The following is a 15,510-nucleotide window of genomic DNA, read 5'->3' on the forward strand; positions in this document are numbered from 1 at the left end:
CGTTGTGTATAAGGGACTGCCTCCCGGCGGCGCCGCGCGGCCGGGTCGCGGCCCGTCCGGGACGGGTGGTGGTGCACGACGAGCTCCGGCACGTAGGCGAGGCCCCACCCGGCGGTGGCGAGGTCGAGCGCGAGCAGCTCCTCCTCCCCCGCGAAGTGCAGGACGTCGGAGAAGCCGCCGGCGTCGAGGAACGCGTCCCGGCGCACGACCGCCGAGCAGGCGAGGAAGCCGAGGACGGCCGGGCCGGGGAGCCCCGCCGGGCGGCCGAGCGGCGCCTCGGCCATCTGCGCGGAGACCGGTTCGAGCCGCTGCTGCGGCCCGACGAGGACGCGGGCGGCCAGCAGCGCCGTGCGCGGGTGCGCGTCGAGGATCTCCACGGCCCGCTCCAGCGCGCCCGGCGCCCACCAGGAGTCGTCGTCGGCGAAGGCGACGTAGCGGGTGCCGGCGCGCTCGGCGCCGGCGTTGCGGGCGGCGGCGCCCCGGTTGCGGGGCAGCCGCAGGACGGTGGCGCCGGCCTCCCGGGCGACGTCGGCGGTGCCGTCGGCGGAGGCGTTGTCGGCCACGATGACCGGCGCGGTGTGGTGGCGGAGGCTGCGGCGCAGCTCGGCGGCGCGGTCGCGGGTCGCCACCACGATCGTGACATCGGGCATGGGTGCTCCCTTCAGCTCACGTAGCGGCGGGCCGTGGACTCGCGCTGGGACGTCTCCAGGCTGCGCAGCCGGCCCTCGACGTCCGGCGGCAGCGTCCGGCGCTCGCGGGCCACCCAGCCGAGCCCGGCGGCGGCCTCGGCGAGCGCCCGGGCGGTGACGCGGTCGCGCGGCAGCGTGCGCAGCAGCCGGGCGGTGCGGCGGGCGGCGGCCGGCAGCGGCCGCCGCAGCCAGGTGAACCACAGCGTGTTGCGGATGCCGTGCCTGCGCCGCAGGTGCGGCTCGCGGAGCGGGGACGGCTCGTGGTGGACGACGACGTCCTCGGCGTAGCACAGCTGCCAGCCGAGGGCCATGAGGTCGGCGCTGAGCAGCTCCTCCTCGCCGCCGAGCCACAGCCGCGCGGAGAACCCGCCGGCCTCCCGGAACGCCTCGGTCCGCAGCATCGAGGCGCCGGCCAGGAACGAGCCGAGGGCGGGTCCGGGCAGCCACGCCGGTCCGGGGACGGGCGAGTGCCGCAGCTCGGGCACGATCGGGTCCTCGCGCCCGCCCGGCTCCACCAGGATCCGCCCGGTCACGACCGCGAGGCGCGGGTGCGCGTCGAGCAGGTCGGCGGCGCGGGACGGCGCGTCCGGGTCCCACCAGGTGTCGTCGTCGGCGAACGCGATGTAGGGGGTGCGGACGTGGTCGGCCGCGAGGTTGCGGCCGACGGCGCCGAGATTGCGCGGTGCCCGCAGGAGCGCGACCCGGGGGAACTCCGCCGCGACGGCGTCGGCCGTCCCGTCCCGGGAGTCGTTGTCCACCACGATGACCGGCGCGTCCTCGGTGATCCTCCGCGTGCGCGCGAGCATGGCGAGCAGCGACTGCCGCCGGTCCCGGGTGATGACGACGACGGTGAATCGCATGAACCGCCCAGTACCCGGTCTCTCCCCCTCTATGTGCACGGAATAGGTGCCTAGCTGGCACTTCGGCCAGCAGCGACTTTCCTGACTTCAGCGTTTAGGTCCACTGTTATCGGCTATGTCGAATCACCTATAGGGGATTCGCTCTCCGGCGATGCGGCCAGAGACCGCCCAGAGCCGATGTCTATGACGACGTCATCGGCACCTCACCGAATGATGCGCCGAAACGGGGCTCATATGCGCGTGCTCGGAATCAACGCGATCTTCCACGACCCGGCCGCCGCACTGGTGGCGGACGGCAGGATCGTCGCGGCGGCGGAGGAGGAGCGCTTCAGCCGCCGCAAGCACGGGAAGCGGCCCGTGCCGTTCTCCGGCTGGGAGCTGCCGGAGCAGGCCGCCCGCTGGTGCCTGGCGGAGGCCGGGCTGGAACCCGGCGACCTCGACGCCGTCGCCTACTCCTACGACCCGTCCCTGGTCGAACCCGGCCTCGGCGGGCACGACGAGCAGTGGGAGCGGCTGCGCACCCTGTACGCGCGGCGCGCCCCGAACTTCCTCGCGACGGCGCTGCCCGGGCTCGACCCCGGCATCGTCCGGTTCGTCCCCCACCACGTCGCGCACGCCGCGTCCGCCGCGCTCGCCGCGCCGGCGCCCGGCGACGGCGACGTGCTGGTCCTGGACGGCCGCGGCGAGTCGCACTCGCACCTGGCCGGCACGTACCGGGACGGCGTCCTGACGCCGCTGCACGCGCAGCGGCTCCCCCACTCGCTCGGCCTGATGTACGAGGACCTCACCGAGCACCTCGGCTTCCTGCGCTCCAGCGACGAGTACAAGGTCATGGCGCTGGCGTCCTACGGCGAGCCGCGCTTCCTGGACGAGCTGCGCGAGCACGTCCAGGCGACCGGCGACGGCGGCTTCGAGGTCGCCGCGATCGACTGGGGCTCGCTCGCCAAGGCGCGCACGGCCGGCGGCGAGTGGACCCGCGACCACGCCGACCTCGCCGCGAGCGTCCAGGCCCGCCTCGAGGAGGTGCTGCTCGACCTCGCGGCGTGGCTGCACGGCGAGACCGGCTCCCGGCGGCTGATGCTCGCCGGCGGCGTCGCGCTCAACTGCGTCGCCAACTCCCGCCTCGCCGGCGCCGGCCCCTACGACGACCTCTGGGTGCAGCCCGCTGCGGGCGACGCCGGCACGGCGCTCGGCGCCGCGCTGCACGTGGCCCAGGGCGCCGGAGACCCGCTCACCGGCATGCCGGGCGCCGACCTCGGCAGGCAGTGGACCGACCGGGAGATCGCCGCGCGCCTCGACACCGCGAAGATCGCCTACGAGCGGCCCGCCGACCTCGCCGCCACGGTCGCCGAGGCCCTCGCCCGCAACGAGATCGTGGCCTGGTTCCAGGGCCGCTCGGAGTTCGGGCCGCGCGCGCTCGGGCACCGGTCGCTGCTCGCCCACCCCGGCCACGCCGGGAACGTGGAGCGGCTCAACGACGTGAAGGGCCGCGAGCAGTTCCGGCCGATCGCGCCGATGGTCGCGCTGGAGGACGCCCCCGAGGTCTTCCAGGGGCCGCTCCCGAGCCCGTACATGCTGTTCGTCCACGGCGTCCGGCCGGAGTGGCGGGAGCGGATCCCCGCGGTCGTGCACGTGGACGGCACCGCCCGCGTCCAGACGGTCTCGGCCGACGCCGAGCCGCTCGTGGCGCGCCTCCTCGCGGAGTTCCGCCGCCGGACCGGGCTGCCCGTGCTCGTCAACACCAGCCTGAACACCGCCGGGCGCCCGATGGTCGACGACCCGCGCGACGCGCTGGAGTGCTTCGGCTCCGCGCCGGTCGACCTGCTCGCCATCGGGCCGTTCACGGTGCGCCGCCGGGAGGTGCGCGGTTGATGGACTACACCGTCGTCGTCCCCACCATCGGACGGGAGAGCCTGCGCGGCACGCTGCGGGCGCTGCTCGCCGCGCTGGACGGCGGCCCGGAGCGGGGCCCGCACGAGATCATCGTCGTGGACGACCGGCCCGCGCCCGGCGCGCCGCTGCCGCTGCCCGCCGAGCCCGGCCCGCCGGTGCGGGTGCTGCGCTCGGGGGGCCGCGGGCCGGCCGCCGCCCGCAACGCCGGCTGGCGCGCCGCCGCGACCGAGTGGGTGGCGTTCCTGGACGACGACGTCGTGCCCGCGCCGGACTGGCCCGCCCGGCTGGCCGCCGACCTCGCGGACCTGCCGCCCTCGGTCGGCGGGTCGCAGGGCCGGGTCACCGTCCCGGCCCCGGACGGCCGGGCCCCGACCGACTGGGAGCGCGGCACCGCCGGGCTCGCCAGCGCCGACTGGATCACCGCCGACATGGCCTACCGGCGCGGCGTCCTCGCCGAATTGGGCGGCTTCGACGAGCGCTTCCGCCGCGCCTACCGCGAGGACGCGGACCTGGCGCTGCGCGCGCTGGACGCCGGGCACGGGCTCGTCCTCGGCGACCGGCGCGTCACCCACCCCGTCCGGCCGGCCGGGTTCTGGGCGTCGGTGCGGGCGCAGGCCGGGAACGCCGACGACGTCCTGATGTGGCGGGTGCACGGGCCCGGCTGGCGCGCCCGCGCCGGCGAGGGCCGGGGCCTGCTCGGCCGGCACGCGCTCACCACCGCCGCCGGGCTGCTCGCGCTCGCGGCGCTGCCCGCCGCGGCGGCCCGCGACCGGCGCGGCGCAGCCGTCGCCGCCGCGGCGGCCGGCACCTGGGCCGTGCTGACCGCGCGGTTCGCCTACGAGCGGATCAAGCCGGGCCCCAAGACTCCCGGAGAGGCGGCGACGATGCTCGTGACGAGCGCCGCCATCCCGCCCGCGGCCGTCCTGCACCGCGTCCGCGGGCTGGCCGTCCACCGGCGGGCGCGGAGCTGGGGCGGCCCCCGGGCCGTGCTGTTCGACCGCGACGACACCCTGATCCGGGACGTCCCGTACAACGGGGACCCGGAGCGGGTCGAGCCGGTGCCGGGCGCGCGCCGCGCCCTGGACCGGCTCCGCGACCACGGCGTCCGGATCGGCGTCGTGTCCAACCAGTCCGGCGTCGCCAAGGGGCTCATCGGCGCCGGGGACGTGCGGCGCGTCAACGCCCGCGTCGAGGAGCTGCTCGGCCGGATCGACGTGTGGGAGTTCTGCCCGCACGACGACGGCGACGGCTGCACGTGCCGCAAGCCCGAGCCCGGCATGATCGAGCGCGCCGCGGAGCGGCTCGGGATGCTGCCGTCCGACTGCGCGGTCATCGGCGACGTCGGCGGCGACGTCGAGGCCGCCGCGGCCGCGGGCGCGCGCGGCATCCTCGTCCCGACCCGGCGGACCCGGCCGGCGGAGATCGCGCGGGCGCCGGAGACGGCGCCGACGCTGGCCGCCGCCGTCGAACTGGTCCTCGGCGGAAGGCGGCGCCGATGAGGGTCCTCGTGGCACGCCAGGACAACCTCGGCGACGTGCTGCTCGCCGGGCCCGCCGTGCGGGCGGTCGCCGCCCGCGCCGACGAGGTCGTGCTGCTGTGCGGCCCGCGCGGCCGCGCCGCCGCCGACATGCTGCCCGGCGTCGACCGCGTCATCGAATGGTGCGCCCCCTGGATCGACCCCGACCGGGTCCCGGTGAAACGGGCGGAGATCGACCGGATCGTCCGGGAGCTGCGCGGCTTCGACCGGGCGCTGGTCCTCACCTCCTTCCACCAGTCGCCGCTGCCGCTCGCGCTGCTGCTGCGGCTCGCCGGGACGCCCTGGATCGGCGGCATCAGCGAGGACTACCCGGGGTCGCTGCTGGACCTGCGGCACCGGCCCGACACCGACGTCCCCGAGCCGCTGCGGATGCTGGCGCTCGCCGAGGACGCCGGCTTCCCGTCCCCGGCCGACACCCGGCTGCGGGTCCGCGGGCCGCTGCCCGACACCGACCACCTCACCGGCGGCCCCGGCTACGTGGTGGTGCACCCCGGCACGTCCGTGCCGGCCCGCGCCTGGCCACCGAAGCGCTGCGCCGAGGCGGTGCGGCTGCTGCGCGCCTCCGGCCGCCGGGTGGTCGTCACCGGCCACGGCGACGAGAAGGAGCTGACCGCGCTCGTCGCCGGCGAGGACGGCCTGGACCTCGGCGGCCGCACGTCGCTGCCGGAACTGGCGTCGGTGCTGGCGGGCGCGTGCGCCGTCGTCGCCGGCAACACCGGCCCCGCGCATCTCGCGGCGGCCGTCGGGACGCCGGTCGTGTCGCTGTTCGCGCCGACCGTGCCCGCCGCCCGGTGGGCGCCGTTCGGGGTCCCGCTGGCGCTGCTCGGCGACCAGCGGGCGCCGTGCCGGGACAGCCGCGCCCGCGAATGCCCGGTCGACGGGCACCCCTGCCTGTCGACCGTCACCGCCGACGAGGTCGCCGCCGCCGTGGAGGTCGTCGCGACCGTGGAGGAGGCGCCCGCCCGATGAGAGTCCTGATGTGGCACGTGCACGGCTCGTGGGCGACGTCGTTCGTGCACGGACCGCAGACCACGCTCGTCCCCGTCCTCCCCGGCCGCGGGCCGGACGGGCGGGGGCGGCCCGACACCTTCACCTGGCCCGACCGGGCGGTGGAGGTGACGCCCGAGCGGCTCCGCCACGAGGACGTCGACGCCGTCGTGCTGCAGCGCCCCCACGAGCTGCGGCTGGCGGAGGAATGGCTCGGCCGGCGCCCCGGACGCGACGTCCCCGCCGTCTACGTCGAGCACGACACCCCGCGCCGGACGCCCTCCGACGCGGGGCTCCCCGAGGAGGTCGTGCCCGACAGCCGGCACTTCCTGCACGACCGCGCCGACATCCCCGTCGTGCACGTCACCCACTTCAACCGGCTGTTCTGGAACTGCGGCCGGGCCCCGGTCCTGGTCATCGAGCACGGCGTCGTCGACCCCGGCTACCGGTACACCGCCGACATGCCCCGCGCCGGCGTCGTCATCAACGACCCGCTGCGCCGCGGCCGCGTCGCGGGCACCGACCTGCTGCCCGAGCTCGCGGCGGCCGTCCCCCTCGACCTGTTCGGCATGAACGTCGCCGGCGCCCCCGAGCGCCTCGGCATCCCCCCGGAGTCGCTGTGGACCTTCGAGGACCTGCCGCAGGCGAGGATGCACGCGGAGCTCGCCCGCCGGCGCGTCTACATCCACCCCTACCGGTGGACCTCGCTCGGCCTCGCCCTCATCGAGGCCATGATGCTCGGCCTGCCGGTGGTGGCGCTCGCCACCACCGAGGCGGTCGAGGCGGTGCCGCCCGAGGCCGGGGTGCTGTCCACGCGGGTCGCCGCCCTGGCGGACGCCGCGCGGACCCTGGCCGCCGACCCGCCGCGCGCCCGCCAGATGGGCAAGGAGGCGCGGGCCCACGCCGCCGAGAGGTACGGCCTGGCGCGCTTCCTGCGCGACTGGCGGCGAACTCTCCAGGAGGTAACGCGATGAGAATAGCCATGATCTCCGAGCACGCCAGCCCGCTCGCCGCCGACGGCGGCCTCGGCGGGGCGGACGGCGGCGGGCAGAACGTGTTCGTCGCGGAACTGGCCGCCGAGCTCGGCCGCCAGGGGCACTACGTCACCGTCTACACGCGGCGCGACGCCCCCGCCCCGCCGGACCGGGTGCGGCTCGCGCCCGGCGTCGCCGTCGAGCACGTCCCGGCGGGGCCGCCCGAGCGCATCGCCAAGGACGAGCTGCTGCCGTGGATGCGCGACTTCGGGACGTACCTGGAGCGGCGCTGGGCCGCCGACCCGCCCGACGTCGCGCACGCCCACTTCTGGATGAGCGGCCTCGCCGCGGTGCAGGCCGCGCAGGCGCCGGGGGCGCGGCGCGTGCCGGTCGTGCAGACCTACCACGCGCTCGGCGCCGTCAAGCGCCGCCACCAGGGCGCCGCGGACACCAGCCCCGCCTCCCGCGTCCGGCTGGAGCGCGCGGTCGGACGCGCCGCCGAGGCCGTCATCGCCACCTGCTCCGACGAGGTCGCCGAGCTGGCCGCGATGGGCGTGCCCCGCGACCGGGTCCGGGTGGTGCCGTGCGGGGTCGACCTTGGCCTGTTCACCCCCGGCGGCCCCGGCGGCGGCGACGCCGGCCCGCACCGCGTCGTGGTGCTGTCCCGGCTCGTCGAGCGCAAGGGCGTCGACACGGCCATCCGCGCGCTCGCCCACCTGCCCGGAACCGTGCTGGCCGTCGCCGGCGGGCCGCCCCGCGGGGGCCTGGACGCCGACCCCGAGGTGCGGCGGCTGCGGACCGTCGCGCGGGACGCCGGCGTCGCCGACCGGGTGGAGTTCCTCGGCCGGCTCGGCCGCGCGGAGGTGCCCCCGCTGCTGCGGTCGGCGGACCTCGTGGCCACGCTCCCCTGGTACGAGCCGTTCGGGATGGTGCCGCTGGAGGCGATGGCCTGCGGCGTCCCCGTGGTGGCGAGCGCCGTCGGCGGGCACCTCGACACGGTCGTGGACGGCGTCACCGGCACGCTCGTCCCGCCGCGCGACCCGGAGGCGGCGGCCGCCGCGGTCCGGGCGCTGCTGGACGACCCGGCCCGGCGCGCCGCGATGGGCTTCGCGGCGGGCGACCGGGCCCGCGCCCGCTACTCCTGGGCGCGCGTCGCCGCCGACACCGCCGAGGTGTACCGGCACGCCGCCGCGCTGACGGAGGTGGCCGCGTGACCGCGCAGCCGGGGTTCGGGACGCGCACCTCCACCGTCCACGACCGGCGGCTGGAGGCGCTCGCCGAGGCGGCGCTGCTGTTCCGCGACCAGGTGCCCGTCCTCGAAGGGTGGGGGCGCCGCCTCGCCCGCGTGCTGGGCGGCGGCGGGCGGCTGCTGGCCTGCGGCAACGGCGGCAGCGCCGCCGAGGCGCAGCACCTGACCGCCGAGCTCGTCGGCCGGTTCGAGAACGAGCGGTGCCCGCTGTCGGCGATCCCGCTGCACGGCGACACCTCCTCGGTCACCGCGATCGGCAACGACTACGGCCCGGTGAACGTCTTCGAGCGGCAGGTGCAGGCGCACGGCCGGCCCGGGGACGTGCTGGTGTGCCTGTCGACCAGCGGCCGCAGCCCCAACGTGATCGCGGCGGCGCACCGCGCCCGGCGGCTCGGCATGGCGGCGTGGGCGGTCACCGGGCCCGGCCCGAACCCGCTCGCGGCGGCGTGCGACGACGCGGTCACCGTGGAGGCCGCGACCACCTCGACCGTCCAGGAGATCCACCTCGCGGCGGTGCACCTGCTCTGCGGGGTGGTGGACGAGGCGCTCGGAGTGAGCCGTGCCTGAGCGGAGGGAGACGCCATGACCGCGCCACTCGTGGTGGTCGGCGACGTCCTGCTCGACATCGACATCGTCGGCACCAGCAGCCGGCTGTGCCCGGACGCGCCCGTCCCCGTCGTGGAGGGCGCCGAGGAGCTGCCCCGCCCCGGCGGCGCGGGCCTCGCCGCGCTGCTCGCGGCCGCGGCCGGGCGGGAGGTGGTGCTCGTCACCGCGCTCGCCGACGACGAGCCGGGGCGGCGGCTGCGCGCGATGCTGGAGCGGCACCTGGAGGTCGCCGCGTTCCACCTGCACGGCGGGACGCCCTGCAAGCTGCGCATCCGGTCCGGAGGGCAGTCGGTGGCGCGCCTGGACGCCGGGGAAGGGCAGGCCCTGGACGGGCCCGTCGGTCCGCGCGTCACCGACGCGATCGCGGGGGCCGGCGCCGTGCTGGTCTCCGACTACGGCCGCGGCGTCACCCGGCACCGCGCCGTCCGCTCGCTGCTCGGCGCGCTGCCGGCGGGCGTCCCGGTCGTCTGGGACCCGCACCCGCGCGGGGAGCCGCCGGTCCCCGGCGTCGTCCGGCTGCTCACTCCGAACGAGCAGGAGGCCGCGCGGCTGGCCGCCGCGGACGGCGCCGACATCACCGGGTTCGGGCTGTCGGCGGCCGGCCGGCGCGGCCGCCACCTCGGCCGCGCCTGGGGCATCGAGGGCGTCGCCGTCACGCTCGGCGCGGAGGGCGCGCTGCTGTGCGACGGGTCCGAGGCGCCGCCGTTCCTCGCGCCCGCCCGGCCCGCGCGGGGCGACTCGTGCGGCGCGGGCGACAGCTTCGCCGCCGGGGCGGTCGGCGCGCTCGCCGACGGCGCGGCGCTCACCGCCGCCGTCACCGAGGGCGTCAACCGGGCGTCGGAGTTCGTCCGGGCCGGGGCCGCGGCGGCCCTGTCGGCGCAGCTCGCCGAGACCGGCACCGCCCGGCTCGTGCCCGAGCGCGGCGAGGACGCCTGGGACATCGTCGAGCGGACGCGGCGCGCGGGCGGGACGGTGGTGGCGACCGGCGGCTGCTTCGACCTGCTGCACGCCGGGCACGTCAGCCTGCTCCAGCAGGCGCGGCGGCTCGGCGACTGCCTGATCGTCTGCGTCAACTCCGACGCGTCCGTCCGGCGCCGCAAGGGGCCGTCGCGGCCGGTGACGCCGGCCGCCGACCGGGTCCGGGTGCTGGAGGCGCTCAGCGACGTCGACGCCGCGGTGGTGTTCGACGACGACACCCCGGCGCCGCTGCTGGAGCGGCTGCGCCCCGACGTGTGGGTGAAGGGCGCCGACTACGCCGGGACCACGCTGCCCGAGGCCGAGACGGTCCGGGCCCACAACGGGGAGATCGTCCTGCTGCCCCTGCTGGAAGGGCGCTCCACCACGCGCCTGCTGTCCACCAAGAAGGGAACCGCGTCATGAACGTCCTCATCACCGGTGGCTCCTCCGGACTCGGCGCGGCCGTCGCGCGCAGGGTCGCCGACGGCGGCGGACGCCCCCTGATCCTCGACCGGCACCCGCCGAAGGACGACTTCGGCTTCGAGCACATGCAGGCCGACCTCGCCGACCGGCGGTGCGCCGAGCGCGCCGTGCACGGGCTGGCGCGCGCCGCCAGCGGGCTGAACGCCGTCGTGACCGCCGCCGGCATCGACGCGTGCGGCGGGCTGTGCGAGGTCCCCGCCGAGGACTGGGAGCGGGTCGTGCAGGTGAACCTGCTCGGCACCGCCGCCGTCGTCCGCGCCGCGCTCCCCTACCTGGAGAACGAGCCGCACGGCCGGATCGTCACGGTCGCGTCCACACTCGGGTTCCGGGCGCTGGGCGACGCCACCGCGTACTGCGCGTCCAAGTTCGGGGTCGTCGGGTTCACCCGGGCGCTCGCCGCCGAGATGGCGGGGCGGGTCGGCGTCACGATGATCGTGCCGGGCGGGATGGACACCGCGTTCTTCGACGGCCGCCCCGCCCAGTACCGGCCGGGCGCGGACGCCAAGCTGAACCCGCCCGAGAACGTCGCGGAGGCGATCGCGTTCGCGCTCGCGCAGCCGGCCGGGTGCGAGGTGCGGGAGCTCGTCGTCTGCCCCTCGGAAGAGCCGTCGTGGCCGTGACGCCCCGCCGCGCGCTGGTGCTGCGCGCCCTCGGGCTCGGCGACCTGCTCACCGCCGTGCCCGCGCTGCGGGCGCTGCGGCGCGGGCTGCCGGACGCCCGGATCGCGCTCGCCGCGCCGGCGGCGCTCGGCCCGCTGGCCCGCGCGACCGGCGCGGTCGACGACGTCCTCCCGGCGGACGGCCTGGACGCCCCGCTCCGCGCCGCCGGCCCGGTGGACGTCGCCGTCAACCTGCACGGGTCGGGGCCGCAGAGCCACCGGCTCCTCGCGGCCCTGGAGCCCGGCCGGCTGCTGGCGTTCGCCTGCCCGGCCGCGCCGCACGACGACGGGCCGGCGTGGGATCCCGCCGAGCACGAGGTGGCGCGCTGGTGCCGGCTCGCCGCCTGGTACGGGTTCGGCGCCGATCCGCGCGACCTGGACCTGCCGGCCCCGGACGCGGCGTCGCCCGCGCCGGGCGCCGCCGTCGTCCACCCCGGCGCCGCGTTCGCGGCGCGCCGCTGGCCCGCCGAGCGGTTCGCGGCGGTCGCGGCGGCGCTGCGGGACCGCGGCGAGCGCGTCGTCGTCACCGGCGGGCCCGGCGAGACGGCGCTCGCGCGCCGGGTCGCCGCGCTCGCCGGGCTGGACCCGGCCGCCGACCTGTCCGGCCGCACGTCCCTGCCGGAGCTGGCCGCGCTCGTCGCGGGCGCCCGGCTGGTGGTGTGCGGCGACACCGGCGTCGCGCACCTCGCGACCGCCTTCCGCACGCCGTCGGTGCTGCTGTTCGGCCCGACGCCGCCCGGCCGGTGGGGGCCGCCCGACCGCGCCGAGCACCGCGTCCTGTGGGCGGGCCGCCGCGGCGACCCGCACGGGCGCGAGCCCTGCCCGGGGCTGCTGGAGATCTCCGCGGACCAGGCCGTCGAGGCCGCGGGGGCGGTGCTCGCCCGCGCGGCCCGGTGAGCACGCCGACCGATCAGCACGTCAACGGATGAGCACGTCAACGGATGAGGAGGCAATGATGAGACATCCACGCGCCGTCGTCACCGGAGGGTCCGGCTTCCTCGGCTCGCACCTGTGCGAGGCGCTCCTCGCCGAGGGGATCTCGGTGGTGTGCATGGACAACCTGCTCACCGGGACCTTCCGCAACATCGCGCACCTCGCCCGCCGGCGGGACTTCCGGTTCCTGAAACGCGACCTCACCGAGCCGGTGCGGGTCCCCGGCGAGGTCGGCTACGTCTTCCACCTCGCCTCGGCCGCCTCGCCGGCCGACTACCTGCGGTTCCCGATCCAGACGCTGGAGGTCGGCAGCCAGGGCACCCGCAACGCGCTGGACCTCGCCGAGGCCAAGGGCGCCCGGTTCGTCCTCGCCTCCACCTCGGAGGTGTACGGGGACCCGCTGGTGCACCCGCAGCCCGAGACGTACTGGGGCAACGTGAACCCGGTCGGCCCGCGCAGCGTGTACGACGAGGCCAAGCGGTTCGGCGAGGCGCTGACCTCGGCGTTCCGGCACGCCCGCGGCCTCGACGCCGCGATCGTGCGGATCTTCAACACCTACGGGCCGCGGATGCGCCCCGACGACGGCCGCGCCGTCCCGACGTTCCTGCGGCAGGCGCTGACCGGCGAGGACCTCACCGTCACCGGGGACGGCTCGCAGACCCGCTCGATCTGCCATGTGGACGACACCGTCCGCGGCATCCTCGCCCTCGCGCTGTCCGGCCACCCGGGGCCGGTGAACATCGGCAGCCCGTACGAGGTGTCGATGGCCGACCTCGCCCGGCACGTCATCGACCTGACGGGCTCGGCGTCCCGGATCCGGTTCATCGACCGGCCGCAGGACGACCCGCGCGTCCGGCGCCCCGACACCGCCCTCGCGGAGAAGGAGCTCGGCTGGCATCCGAAGATCACGGTCGAGGAGGGGCTGCGCGGCACCATCGAGTGGTTCGGCCGGGAACTGCTCCTCGCCCGCCCCGCCTGACCGGCCGCGCGAGACGGCCGCGGGGGAACCGGCTCCCCCGCGGCCGTCTCGCGGGCCGGGCCCGGCGCTCAGCCGTTGTGGCCGGCCGCCACCAGGTCCCGGAGGTCCGCGGGGAGGCTGTGCCGCACCTTCTCCGTCACCGCCCCCTCGGTCGCCTCGTCGGTCACCTCCAGCACGACGCGGGCCAGGTAGGCCGAGCGTGGCTCGTCGGCGCCGGAGCGGACCGCGATCCGCTCGATGAAGTCGTGCCGGTCGAACCGCTCGCCGCTTCCCGCGCCGCCGTAGACCTCCGTCCGGCGCAGATGCTCGCCGATCTCGTGCGGCAGCTGCGCCGCGAGGTTGTCGGCGAGGCCCTCGGGTATCCGTTCGCCGAGGGTCTCCAGGACGGCCCGTGTCGCCCGCTCGGCCTCGCCGTGCCCGGAGAGGTGGGCGCGGTGCTGGACCTGTCCGATGAACTCCTCATGCCGCATGGCGGACGCTCCTTCCTGCGTCTGAAATGCAGAAACTGCCCGAAATATCCGGTCCTTAACGCGCGCCGAGGACGTCCAGCAGCTCGCCGATCATGCTCCCGTCCGCCGGGACCGCCGCCGCTCGCCCGGCCCCCTCCGGCGACAGCGCCCAGGCCCACCACCGGTCCAGCTCCGCCGCGTCCAGCAGCGGCTCCGCCGCCCCGCCCGGACCGGCCGCCGGCTCGGGGATCGTGAGCACCGCGGGCCACGACCAGGCCCGCGCCTGCGCGGTCACCTTCGCGCCGCCCGCGACCGGGTCCACGGCCAGCGCGGGGACCCCGTTCTTCAGCGCCAGGACGAGGCCGTGCAGCCGGGTCGTCACCACCAGGTCGAGCCTGCGCAGCGCCGACTCGAACTCGGCGGCCGTGCCGAACATGCGCCAGTCGCGCGGATCGAGGCGCGTGTCCAGCGGCAGCCGCGCGCACTCGCGCGCGGCGAGCCAGCCCGCCAGCTCCCGGTCGACGCGGTCGTGCAGCCGCCGCGGCCCGTACTCCCGCTGGCCCGGCGCGAGGACGACCCCGACGACGGGCACCGACGGGCTCTCCGGCAGCGCCGCCAGGTCGTGGCGCGGCGCCGCCGTGGGCGTGTCGCGCGGCAGGACGGCGTCGAACCCGGTCACCGCGGGGTCGTCCGGATCGACGACCGAGACGCCGACGGCGACGCGGACGCAGCGCGCGAAGCGGCGGTGCAGCTCCTCGACCTGCCGCCCGCGCAGCGGCCCGCAGGCGAACACCACGTGCGTGTAGGCGGCCGGATCGGCGTGGTCGAGGCCGAGGCCGCCCGGACGGAAGACGGGGCTCCACGCCAGATCGCACTCCACGCCGGCCGCGGCCAGCCCCTGCCGCACCGCCTCCATCGCCAGCACGTCGCCCGCCGTGGCCTCACCGTGCAGGAAGCTCGGCCACCCGGCCACGAGGACCCGCATCCGCCGCCCTGAGCTCGCCATGGCGACCTGCTACCCGGAGCGCTCCCGCCCATGCCCGGCACGGCCGCGACCATGCCCCGCGCGGCATGCCGTACTGCCCTCCGCGTGACACTTCAGACACCTTCCGGTTTACGGTCACGGCCCGCGGGGCAGAGTCACGTCGCGGCCCACTCGTCGGCTCGGAGCCAAGTGCCCCGAACTGCGAGCCTGGGCCGCACCAGCGTTCTCCCCCGATTCCGCCCCGGCGAACTCGTCCGCCGGGGCGGATTCACGTCCCGGGGAGCGCCTGCGCGACGACCATGCCGCAGTAGGCGGCGCCGAGGCCCGCGGCGATGCTGGCCGCCGCGTTGAGCAGCGCGTAGGAGCGGGCGCCGGTCTCGGCCAGCCGCAGCGTCTCGTAGCCGAACGTCGAGTACGTGCTCAGGGCGCCGCAGAAACCCGTCCCGGCGAACGCCATCACACCGCCGTCCACCGGGAGTGCCGCGAGCAGGCCGAGGATGAACGATCCCGCCACGTTGACGGTGAACGTCCCCCAAGGGAACACCGAGTCGTGCCGGGCCTGCACCGCCCGGTCGGTCAGGTAGCGCAGCGGGGCGCCGGCCGCGGCGCCCAGCGCGATCAGCAGGAGCGTCACGCGGCGTCCTCCGGTGCCCGGCGGCGGGTGAGCGCCCTCGTCAGCCGCACTCCCGCGAGGACGGCGGCGAGCGCGGCGGCCAGCGTCAGCGCGAGGTAGGCCAGCCCGACGCGCGGCGCGCCGTGCTCCACCGCCCGCTGGACGTCGACGGCGTAGGTCGAGAACGTGGTGAAGCCGCCGAGCACCCCCACCCCGAGGAACGGCCGGACCAGCGGATGCGCCGGACGCACCTCGGTGATCAGCACCATCAGCACGCCGATCAGCAGGCAGCCCGAGACGTTGACCCAGAAGATCCCCCACGGGAACTCCCCCGGCCCGTTCGGGAACGCGGTGCTCAGCCCGTGCCGGGCCAGCGCGCCGAGCATGCCGCCCGCCGAGATCGCGCCGAGCGTCGCCCACGGCGCCCGGGGCAGTTCGGCCCGCTGCCGCGGGTCGTGCAGATCGACATCGGGGTCCACGGGAGGGGAGGGCATGGCGTGCTCCTACCAGTAGCGACAGCGTTCACCGGTAGGGACCGTCGGCGGTCGTGCTCCGCGGTTCGCCCGGACCGGGCACGGCGGGCCCCACCGCCGTCTCCCCGGTACGCCGCCCGGGGCCTCCCCATCCTAGCGGCGATCAGGGTTCGGGACGGTCGGCG

The 15,510-nt window shown here is 77.1% G+C and carries 16 protein-coding genes; 10 read left to right on the forward strand and 6 right to left on the reverse strand.

What is annotated here, in order from left to right; translation table 11 throughout:
- On the reverse strand, positions 1–650 hold a 650-nt coding region (locus tag ETD96_RS25620; protein ID WP_138639038.1), incomplete at its 3' end, for a glycosyltransferase family 2 protein.
- An 11-nt stretch (positions 651–661) separates the two neighbouring features.
- Positions 662–1,549, reverse strand: coding sequence for a glycosyltransferase family 2 protein (locus ETD96_RS25625; protein ID WP_138639039.1), 888 nt, complete (start codon positions 1,547–1,549; stop codon positions 662–664).
- A gap of 234 nt (positions 1,550–1,783) precedes the next feature.
- Between ETD96_RS25625 and ETD96_RS25630 the strand changes: the two genes are divergently transcribed.
- From ETD96_RS25630 to ETD96_RS25675, 10 genes are read left to right on the forward strand one after another with little or no spacing between them, the layout of a single operon-like run.
- On the forward strand, positions 1,784–3,421 hold the full coding sequence (locus tag ETD96_RS25630) for a carbamoyltransferase family protein (RefSeq protein ID WP_138639040.1): 1,638 nt from the start codon (positions 1,784–1,786) through the stop codon (positions 3,419–3,421).
- Complete coding sequence (locus ETD96_RS25635; RefSeq protein WP_138639041.1) at positions 3,421–4,941, forward strand: HAD-IIIA family hydrolase; 1,521 nt, start codon at positions 3,421–3,423, stop codon at positions 4,939–4,941. Before ETD96_RS25630 ends, ETD96_RS25635 begins: the two co-directional genes overlap by 1 nt.
- A complete protein-coding gene (locus ETD96_RS25640; RefSeq protein WP_138639042.1) occupies positions 4,938–5,948 on the forward strand; it encodes a glycosyltransferase family 9 protein in 1,011 nt (336 codons plus the stop codon). Before ETD96_RS25635 ends, ETD96_RS25640 begins: the two co-directional genes overlap by 4 nt.
- The gene (locus tag ETD96_RS25645) at positions 5,945–6,940 is read left to right on the forward strand and encodes a glycosyltransferase family 4 protein (protein ID WP_138639043.1); all 996 of its coding nucleotides are present in this window, start codon (positions 5,945–5,947) and stop codon (positions 6,938–6,940) included. Before ETD96_RS25640 ends, ETD96_RS25645 begins: the two co-directional genes overlap by 4 nt.
- A complete protein-coding gene (locus tag ETD96_RS25650; RefSeq protein WP_138639044.1) occupies positions 6,937–8,154 on the forward strand; it encodes a glycosyltransferase in 1,218 nt (405 codons plus the stop codon). The genes ETD96_RS25645 and ETD96_RS25650 overlap by 4 nt, the downstream gene beginning before the upstream one ends.
- Before the next feature lie 50 nt (positions 8,155–8,204).
- Positions 8,205–8,756 (forward strand): D-sedoheptulose-7-phosphate isomerase, encoded by a 552-nt coding sequence (locus ETD96_RS25655; RefSeq protein ID WP_138639051.1) that lies wholly within the window; start codon positions 8,205–8,207, stop codon positions 8,754–8,756.
- A 15-nt stretch (positions 8,757–8,771) separates the two neighbouring features.
- On the forward strand, positions 8,772–10,175 hold the full coding sequence (locus ETD96_RS25660) for a PfkB family carbohydrate kinase (protein WP_138639045.1): 1,404 nt from the start codon (positions 8,772–8,774) through the stop codon (positions 10,173–10,175).
- Positions 10,172–10,855, forward strand: coding sequence for an SDR family oxidoreductase (locus tag ETD96_RS25665; protein WP_138639046.1), 684 nt, complete (start codon positions 10,172–10,174; stop codon positions 10,853–10,855). Before ETD96_RS25660 ends, ETD96_RS25665 begins: the two co-directional genes overlap by 4 nt.
- Complete coding sequence (locus ETD96_RS25670; protein ID WP_240808183.1) at positions 10,846–11,790, forward strand: glycosyltransferase family 9 protein; 945 nt, start codon at positions 10,846–10,848, stop codon at positions 11,788–11,790. Before ETD96_RS25665 ends, ETD96_RS25670 begins: the two co-directional genes overlap by 10 nt.
- Positions 11,791–11,848: 58 nt before the next feature.
- The gene (locus ETD96_RS25675) at positions 11,849–12,805 is read left to right on the forward strand and encodes a UDP-glucuronic acid decarboxylase family protein (RefSeq protein WP_205719459.1); all 957 of its coding nucleotides are present in this window, start codon (positions 11,849–11,851) and stop codon (positions 12,803–12,805) included.
- A gap of 68 nt (positions 12,806–12,873) precedes the next feature.
- Here ETD96_RS25675 and ETD96_RS25680 read toward each other — a convergent pair whose 3' ends face one another.
- From ETD96_RS25680 to crcB (ETD96_RS25695), 4 genes are all read right to left on the reverse strand, one after another.
- On the reverse strand, positions 12,874–13,275 hold the full coding sequence (locus ETD96_RS25680) for a DUF2267 domain-containing protein (protein ID WP_138639048.1): 402 nt from the start codon (positions 13,273–13,275) through the stop codon (positions 12,874–12,876).
- A gap of 55 nt (positions 13,276–13,330) precedes the next feature.
- Positions 13,331–14,260: a polysaccharide pyruvyl transferase family protein gene (locus tag ETD96_RS25685; RefSeq protein WP_240808185.1), complete on the reverse strand. Its 930-nt coding sequence runs from the start codon at positions 14,258–14,260 to the stop codon at positions 13,331–13,333.
- A gap of 247 nt (positions 14,261–14,507) precedes the next feature.
- Complete coding sequence (gene crcB / locus ETD96_RS25690) at positions 14,508–14,873, reverse strand: fluoride efflux transporter CrcB (protein ID WP_138639049.1); 366 nt, start codon at positions 14,871–14,873, stop codon at positions 14,508–14,510.
- Entirely contained in the window at positions 14,870–15,346 is a 477-nt protein-coding gene (gene crcB, locus ETD96_RS25695) for a fluoride efflux transporter CrcB (RefSeq protein WP_138639050.1), read from the reverse strand. The genes crcB (ETD96_RS25690) and crcB (ETD96_RS25695) overlap by 4 nt, the downstream gene beginning before the upstream one ends.
- Positions 15,347–15,510 lie beyond the last annotated feature (164 nt).

Origin of the sequence: Actinomadura geliboluensis, assembly GCF_005889745.1 — a bacterium.
GTDB lineage: Bacteria > Actinomycetota > Actinomycetes > Streptosporangiales > Streptosporangiaceae > Spirillospora > Spirillospora geliboluensis.

Excerpts from the sequence above, each read along its gene's own strand:
- ETD96_RS25625 (WP_138639039.1), bottom strand. The coding sequence starts at position 1,549 with ATGCGATTCACCGTCGTCGTCATCACCCGGGACCGGCGGCAGTCGCTG.
- ETD96_RS25630 (WP_138639040.1), top strand. The coding sequence starts at position 1,784 with ATGCGCGTGCTCGGAATCAACGCGATCTTCCACGACCCGGCCGCCGCA.
- ETD96_RS25635 (WP_138639041.1), top strand. The coding sequence starts at position 3,421 with ATGGACTACACCGTCGTCGTCCCCACCATCGGACGGGAGAGCCTGCGC.
- ETD96_RS25640 (WP_138639042.1), top strand. The coding sequence starts at position 4,938 with ATGAGGGTCCTCGTGGCACGCCAGGACAACCTCGGCGACGTGCTGCTC.
- ETD96_RS25645 (WP_138639043.1), top strand. The coding sequence starts at position 5,945 with ATGAGAGTCCTGATGTGGCACGTGCACGGCTCGTGGGCGACGTCGTTC.
- ETD96_RS25650 (WP_138639044.1), top strand. The coding sequence starts at position 6,937 with ATGAGAATAGCCATGATCTCCGAGCACGCCAGCCCGCTCGCCGCCGAC.
- ETD96_RS25660 (WP_138639045.1), top strand. The coding sequence starts at position 8,772 with ATGACCGCGCCACTCGTGGTGGTCGGCGACGTCCTGCTCGACATCGAC.
- ETD96_RS25665 (WP_138639046.1), top strand. The coding sequence starts at position 10,172 with ATGAACGTCCTCATCACCGGTGGCTCCTCCGGACTCGGCGCGGCCGTC.
- ETD96_RS25675 (WP_205719459.1), top strand. The coding sequence starts at position 11,849 with ATGAGACATCCACGCGCCGTCGTCACCGGAGGGTCCGGCTTCCTCGGC.
- ETD96_RS25680 (WP_138639048.1), bottom strand. The coding sequence starts at position 13,275 with ATGCGGCATGAGGAGTTCATCGGACAGGTCCAGCACCGCGCCCACCTC.
- ETD96_RS25685 (WP_240808185.1), bottom strand. The coding sequence starts at position 14,260 with ATGGCGAGCTCAGGGCGGCGGATGCGGGTCCTCGTGGCCGGGTGGCCG.
- crcB (WP_138639050.1), bottom strand. The coding sequence starts at position 15,346 with ATGCCCTCCCCTCCCGTGGACCCCGATGTCGATCTGCACGACCCGCGG.